Raw genomic sequence first — 6,501 nt, 5'->3', positions numbered from 1 at the left:
CCTGGCATCGGATTTTTTATGTCTCTGCAACAGCAACTGCTCGACTTAGGTGAACTGTTCAACTTCTCGGATCTGAGCACCTTCACCCAAAACATCCCGATCGAGTGGGTGGCATCCGCTCTGGACTTGTCCGCCCAGGCCACCATAAGGCGGCGGCGTCTGCCCAGCGATCAGGTGCTCTGGCTGGTGCTTGGCATGGCCTTGTTCCGTGACGAGCCGGTGCATGAGGTCGCACGACGCCTGAATATCTGTGCCCAGGGGCTGGCCTCTCACGACCTGCTGGCCCGAAGCGGTGTCACCGAGGCGCGTAAACGATTGGGTGCCGATCCGGTTGAGTGGCTGTTTCGTCAGACGGGTAACCAGTGGGGTTGCGAGCGCTATGAGGGCGATACCTGGCAGGGCCTGCAAGTATTGGCCGTGGATGGCGCACTCCTGCGCACCCCAGACACGCCTGAACTCCGAGAGCATTTCGGCTCCGGCAATACCTCCACCGAGCGCCAGACGCCGTTTCCCATGCTGCGACTGGTAGCCCTGATGAACGTGCGCTCGCACCTGATTCTGGATGCGCAGGTGAGTCCCTACCGGCGCAGTGAGATGCGCTTGGCCGATGAGTTTATGCAGCAGATTCCCAATCAGTCGGTGACGCTGTTCGATAAGGGCTTCTGGAGTGCCGACTTGCTGTTGCGCCTGGGCGCCGCAGGGGAAAGCCGGCACTGGCTGATTCCGGCCCGCCAAGGGCTGGTTGGCGAGGAAGTCGCTCGTTACGGCAAGGGCGATCGTTTGCTGCGCATGAAGGTGTCGGCACAGGCACGAAAGCGCAACCCCGACCTGCCGACGCACTGGGAGGTACGTGAAGTCAGCTACGCCGTGAAGGACAAGATCAAGACAGTGCTCACCTCGCTGCCTGCGGATACTTACAGCGCCAAGACCATCGCCAAGCTGTATCAGGAGCGCTGGGAGATCGAGCTGGGCTTCCGGGATATCAAAAGCTCTCTGCAGCAGAATGCGATGACCCTGCGCAGCAAGGTAACGGAGCTGGTCTACCAGGAGGTCTGGGGCTTGTTGTTGGCCTACAACATCATCCGCCGCGAAGCCGGTCAGGCAGCCGTCGCCTTCGGCCGCTCTCCGGGCGACATCCGCTTCAAACCAGTAGCTCAATACATCGCCGTGCAATTGATCGTGATGGCGGCGGCCAACCCGATTTCAGCAACAGGAACACGATTGTCGGAGCTGAGAGCAGGAATCGGTGGGCTGTTTCTGGATCACCGTCCAAGGCCATCAAGACCAAGGACGGTGAAGATCTCAAAGACCCGTTATCCAGTGGATCGAAAGGCTGCTCCGCTTAAGTGAACAGCATTACGGCCTAGTGCCGGGCTTTTACTTTGCCAGGCCTGCGCAAAACACTCGGTTAGCGCCGCCCGAACAGCCAGCCCGCCAGTCGCCCCAGCCAGCGTCCCAACCATGACGGCTCATGCAGGGGCACCCAGCGCCAGGTCACCTCCAGCTCTTCGCCCGTCTGCAGATCACGCGCCAGCAGGCGACCGGGCGTGCCTATTGGCACAACCGGAATGACCTGCGTCTGCACCCGCCCACGCCCTTGATAGTGCTTGCGATAGCTAAGCTGCTCGACCAGCACCTCCAGGGGGTGTTCTTCCAGGCTACTGACAATCTCATAGCTGGGGCGATGGCCATTGACCCACACAGGCACCGACTCGACGCGCAGGTTGCGTTCGCCCGCACGCCCGGCCTTGGCCGTCTCCTGGCGCGCCAGCACGGCAGGCAAGGTCTGCTCGGTGCTGTCCAGCGGCACGGCCTGTAGCGACTCGCCAGACAGCAGCGGCGCGGACAACTGTTCGCTCGACGGAGCCTCGGACTCAGGCAAATCCTGATGCTGATGCTGATGCTGATGCTGATGCTGATGCTGATGCTGATGCTGATGCTGATGCTGATGCATGGCGACTATCGCTCCATAAGGGGGTCAGAGGCCGGGCTGAGCGCCGGCAACTCGGCCAACAGATCATCCAGCTGCAACTCCACGCGCTCCGCCGTGCCCTGGCGCAAGGCGCGGCCAGCCGCACGCTGCACCGCACGCTCGACCAGGCTGCGCAAATCACGCCCCCCCAGGCCGTCTGTCTGGTTGGCCAGCCGTGCCGCCATCTCGTCAGCATCGAATGCCGTACGCAAACGCCCCAGGAACAAACGCAGCAACTGGCTGCGCTGCGCCGGAGTGGGCAGGGGCAGTTCGATCTTGTCCATGAAGCGCGACAATATGGCAGCATCGATGCGTTCCGGCAGATTGGTGGCAGCCAGCACGAAGACCACCGCCTCCTGCTGCTTGACGCCATCCAGCTCTTGCAACAACTGATTGACGATGTCATCGGTAAAGGCATCGGCAGCCTGGCTGCCGCGTGGCGGCACCAGGGCCTCGATTTCATCGATAAACAGGATGCACGGCGCCTTGCTGCGCGCCTGCTCGAACGCTTCGCGCACCTTGATGGCCGACTGCCCGACATATCCGGCCTTGAGGTCGGCTACGCTGCGGCTGATAAACGCCACACCACTTTCATTGGCCAGGGTACGCGCCACCTGGGTTTTGCCGGTACCGGGCGGGCCATACAAGAGCGCCGCGCGGGGCAAGGGTACGCCCTGGCTACGCAACAGCTCGGCATTGCGCAGGCTGCCGCACAGCGTTTGCAGGCGCTCCAGCGTGTCTTCGGCGAGAATCAGGCTGTCCCAGCCAGCCTGGCTGTCAACCTTGTCACTCTGCGCCTTGCCCTGGCGCTGCAACACCTCACTCCACAAGGCCTCGTCCGGCGCCTGCTGGCGTTCGGCCGCCAGGCTGCACAGCTCGCGCACCAGATTGGCCAGGTCACGTCCGGCGCAGCCCTGGGTCGCTTCGCCGGCAAAGGCTGGCACGCTCGCTTCACGGCCCAGCTTGCTCAGTTCCAGGGCCAGGATCTGCTGCCTTTGCGCAGCATCGGGCAGACCGATTTCCACGCCTTGGCCAAAGCGCGAGAGGATGGCTTCGTCGAGCAGGTCAACACGGTTGGTGGCACCCACCACCCAGATCTGCCCGGCAGCCTGCAAACCGTCCCACTCGGCCAGAAAGCTCTGCACCAGCTCATCGGAAAAACTGTCGGAGTTGAGCGAGCCACGCCGCGCAAATACGCCTTCGCACTCATCGATAAAGATCACACAACGTCCGGCGGCGCGTGCGCGCTGCCAAAGCTCGCGGACTTTCTGTGCGGTCTGTCCCAGGTGACTGCCCTTGAGATCCGGCGCCGACAGGGCGAGGAAGCGACACCCTGCGGAATCGGCAATGCGCCGGGCTATCTCGGTCTTGCCGGTGCCCGGCGGGCCGTACAGCAACAAACCTCGCGGGGCCGCCTTGTCACCGCTACTGAACAGACGAATCTTCGCCATCAGGGCGTCGCGCGTGGTCTCCTTGAGCACGATCTGCGCCCAGCTCTGCTGCAACTGAGCCTCGTCGAGCGCTGGCGCAGCTTGCGGCGCCAGCTCGCCCCTCAGGTGTTCAGCGGACAGGCGTGCCTGCTCGGGATCATCCGCCTCACGCAGGCTGCGGTTTTTTGCCTTGCGCACCAACTGCAGCAGGTCGCGACCACTCTTGCCCTTGAGCAGCGGGCTCAGCTCGCGCGCCAGCGACTCGGCATGCAGATCCTCGGCCAGCCGGCAATCCGCCAGCAAACCGGCAAGAATCTGCGCGCGCCCGGCTTCGTCCGGCAGGGGAATCTCGATCTTCTCGGTAAAACGGCTGAGGATCGCGCTGTCGATGTTCTCCATATGGTTGGTTGCCGCCAATACCACCACATCGCCACGCTGCTGATGTACCCCGTCCATTTCGGTGAGCATGGCATTGACCGCATCCTTGACGAAGGAATCACCACCTTCGCCATCACGCCGCGCAGTAATCGCATCGATCTCATCAATAAACAGAATGCACGGCGCCTGGCTACGCGCCCGGGCGAACAGCTCGGCCACCTTGGGCCCGGTTTCACCGACATAGCGGCCCTTGAGATCGTTGGTGCTGGCGACTATGAAACGCACCCCACTCTCGTTGGCCAGAGTGCGGGCGATTTCCGTCTTGCCGGTGCCGGGCGGGCCATACAGCAGGATATTCGGCACCTCGAACTGATTGGCCTTGTAGCGTTCGGCTTCCCGAACGATCTTCTCGGCGGTACGCAAACGGGCCTTGACCTCGGCAGGTAGAACCAAGCGTTGCCAGGTGCTGCGTTCGTTGCGCAGCTGTGCATCGCTGCCCCGCACCTGCTGGATAGCCGCACGCCAATGCGTCAGCGTCGGCTGGCCGGGCAAGGCATGCAAGCGGGCCTCCTTGACGATATTCAGCAGCTCGCGCACCGAGGCCCCGGCGCTCAGGTCGACGACTTCCGGCGGCAGGTTGCCCTGCAGCTGGTTGTCGCGGCAGGCTTGTTCCAGCAACAGGCGGCGACCTGCCGCATCCGGTGCGACAATCTCCACCACGGCGCTACCAAAGGCTGCCAACAAGCGCTTGTGCAGCAGCTCCTTGCGCGTCACCCCCATCACCACCCAGATCCGGCTACGCGCCGCCGGATGACGTTCCCACTCATCCAGCCAGGCCTGGACGAGCATGGCCTGGCGTTCGTCCTGGCCGAACAGTTGCTCGGCATAGGCCAGGTAGATCACACAGCTCTGGTTGGCTTCGACACGCGCGTTCCAGAAGTTACGCACGTCCTTGGCCGACGCCAGGCTCCCCGCCTCGACCATATGGAACTCGGCAAATACCGACTGGGCAATGCGTCGGGCAATGAACTCCTTGCCATTGCCCGCCTCGCCCTGCAACAGGATGCCTGCCGGGGTCGCGTTATCCCCCAGGTTGAACAGGTCGATACGCCGGATCAGCGCCGCAAAGGCCGCGTCCGCAATGGCTACCGGTTGCCACAACCCAGCAATTCGCTCGACCCGCTGCAACAGGCCTTCCTGACGAGGAATCTCGGCCTGCAACTGGCGCATACGCCATTGCCGCTCGGCAAAGGCCTGCCACTGGCCACCCAGTTCGCGCACTGTCGGCAACACCTCCTTGAGCGCTTCCAGCAACAGCGGCGAGAACTGCTCAAGCCAGGTATTGTCAGCCTGACGCTGAATCAGGCTCCAGTTGCCAGCGGTTTGCTGACGCAGCCACAGCATCTCGCCAATACGCAGCAGCAGCGTGCCGTGCTCAGCGCCGCCCGCCAGCAATCCATCCGCTACGGCCAGCTCATCGAGGGCAACCTTGCCAGCCTGCTGGCGGATCCGCAAAGCCTGGTATTTGCCTGGCCGCTGCCCGGCATACACCCAGCACAGTTGCCAGTCCTGCAAGGCATTCGCCTGTTGGCGCAAGCCGTGCTTGAAAAACGCCGACTGTCCACGCCGCGCCAGCAACACCGAGAGAGGCATGGCCAACAGATAAAACAGCAGCAGCGGCGCATAACTTTCCAGGCGCGGCGCCAACACCAGACCATAGCGTTCGCGCCAGCCCCACCACAGGCATGCAGCCAGCAAGCCGAGCCAAATCACCGGCGGGCTACGGCGCAAACCGGACCATACCGGGGCGAGGTACAACCCCCCCAGGAAAGCTCGCGACCAACTGGTCTGGCGACTGGCGAAGAGCTTGCGCAGGCACTGCAAGGTCTGCTCGGCCAGACGCTGCAAAGCCTGATTGAGCTGCGCCGGCAAGCCTTGCTGCTGGCTGTGCTGTATCTGCAACTCGGTCAACTGGTCACTGACCTGATTGAGGCTGTGCTGATATTTTTCACGCTGCTCCTGCAGCACGGCCTGGCGCCCGCTGGCCGGGGCTGACGCTGGCGCGGCAGCCGGCGAGACCTGACTGGCCGCCGCCGCAGGCAGCGCAACAGGACGGGGTGACGGAGTGGGCGACGCGACGGGGGGCTCGCGCTGCGCCAGCGGCCCTGCGGCCAGTCGGGCTGGCCGGGTGCGCCGCCACCACCACAGGGCAGCCAACAGCGCCAATGATGCAGCCCCCAACGCCACCCAGCCAAACAGGCGCGCCATGCCAGGCTTGGCACCGCTATCGTCCAGAGGCTTCAGCTGCCAGCCGTCACTGGCTGCCGCCTGCGCAGCATAGACTTCCCTGCCCCCCACCAGGCCCAACAACTGCAGACGCCGGGCCTCGGCACACTCCATGCCGAGGACACTACGGATGCCGCCATACAGTTTGTCGAGCAGCGCCTGATCGGTGAAGGTGCTGCGCCGCCCATAAATACGCAGCGTCACCTGCGCCGCACACCAATCATCCTCGGCAACACGTACCTCGACACCAGCATGGCGCAACAAGGTTCGCTCACCAGCACTCGCCGGCAGAACCGGGCCAGCCAGCAAGGCCAGCAAAAACAGGGCAGAAACGCATCGAGACATCGGCCGCATCGCACACTCGCATAGCCATCGCCAGGCAATGGCAGTTTTCAGTGGAATGCATGGAAGTCCCGCAGCAGGTCTTCCATGACA

The 6,501-nt window shown here is 63.5% G+C and carries 3 protein-coding genes; 1 reads left to right on the top strand and 2 read right to left on the bottom strand.

The window, feature by feature from the left end; genetic code table 11:
* Positions 1-18: 18 nt before the first annotated feature.
* On the top strand, positions 19-1,350 hold the full coding sequence (locus tag CW360_RS12985) for an IS4 family transposase (RefSeq protein ID WP_170307333.1): 1,332 nt from the start codon (positions 19-21) through the stop codon (positions 1,348-1,350).
* Positions 1,351-1,408: 58 nt separating this feature from the next.
* Here the strand turns inward: CW360_RS12985 and CW360_RS12980 are convergent, their stop codons facing one another.
* Entirely contained in the window at positions 1,409-1,954 is a 546-nt protein-coding gene (locus CW360_RS12980; protein WP_101193984.1) for a hypothetical protein, read from the bottom strand.
* 5 nt (positions 1,955-1,959) lie between these two features.
* Positions 1,960-6,411, bottom strand: a complete 4,452-nt coding sequence (locus CW360_RS12975; protein WP_170307394.1) for an AAA family ATPase — start codon at positions 6,409-6,411, stop codon at positions 1,960-1,962.
* Between the last annotated feature and the right edge of the window lie 90 nt (positions 6,412-6,501).

This window comes from Pseudomonas fluvialis, assembly GCF_002835605.1.
Classification (GTDB): Bacteria; Pseudomonadota; Gammaproteobacteria; order Pseudomonadales; family Pseudomonadaceae; genus Aquipseudomonas; species Aquipseudomonas fluvialis.
This window is presented reverse-complemented; position numbering and strand designations above follow the sequence as displayed.

Bases quoted from the DNA above. Each gene is read 5' to 3' on its own strand.
- CW360_RS12985 (WP_170307333.1), top strand. From the start codon at position 19: ATGTCTCTGCAACAGCAACTGCTCGACTTAGGTGAACTGTTCAACTTC.
- CW360_RS12980 (WP_101193984.1), bottom strand. From the start codon at position 1,954: ATGCATCAGCATCAGCATCAGCATCAGCATCAGCATCAGCATCAGCAT.
- CW360_RS12975 (WP_170307394.1), bottom strand. From the start codon at position 6,411: ATGTCTCGATGCGTTTCTGCCCTGTTTTTGCTGGCCTTGCTGGCTGGC.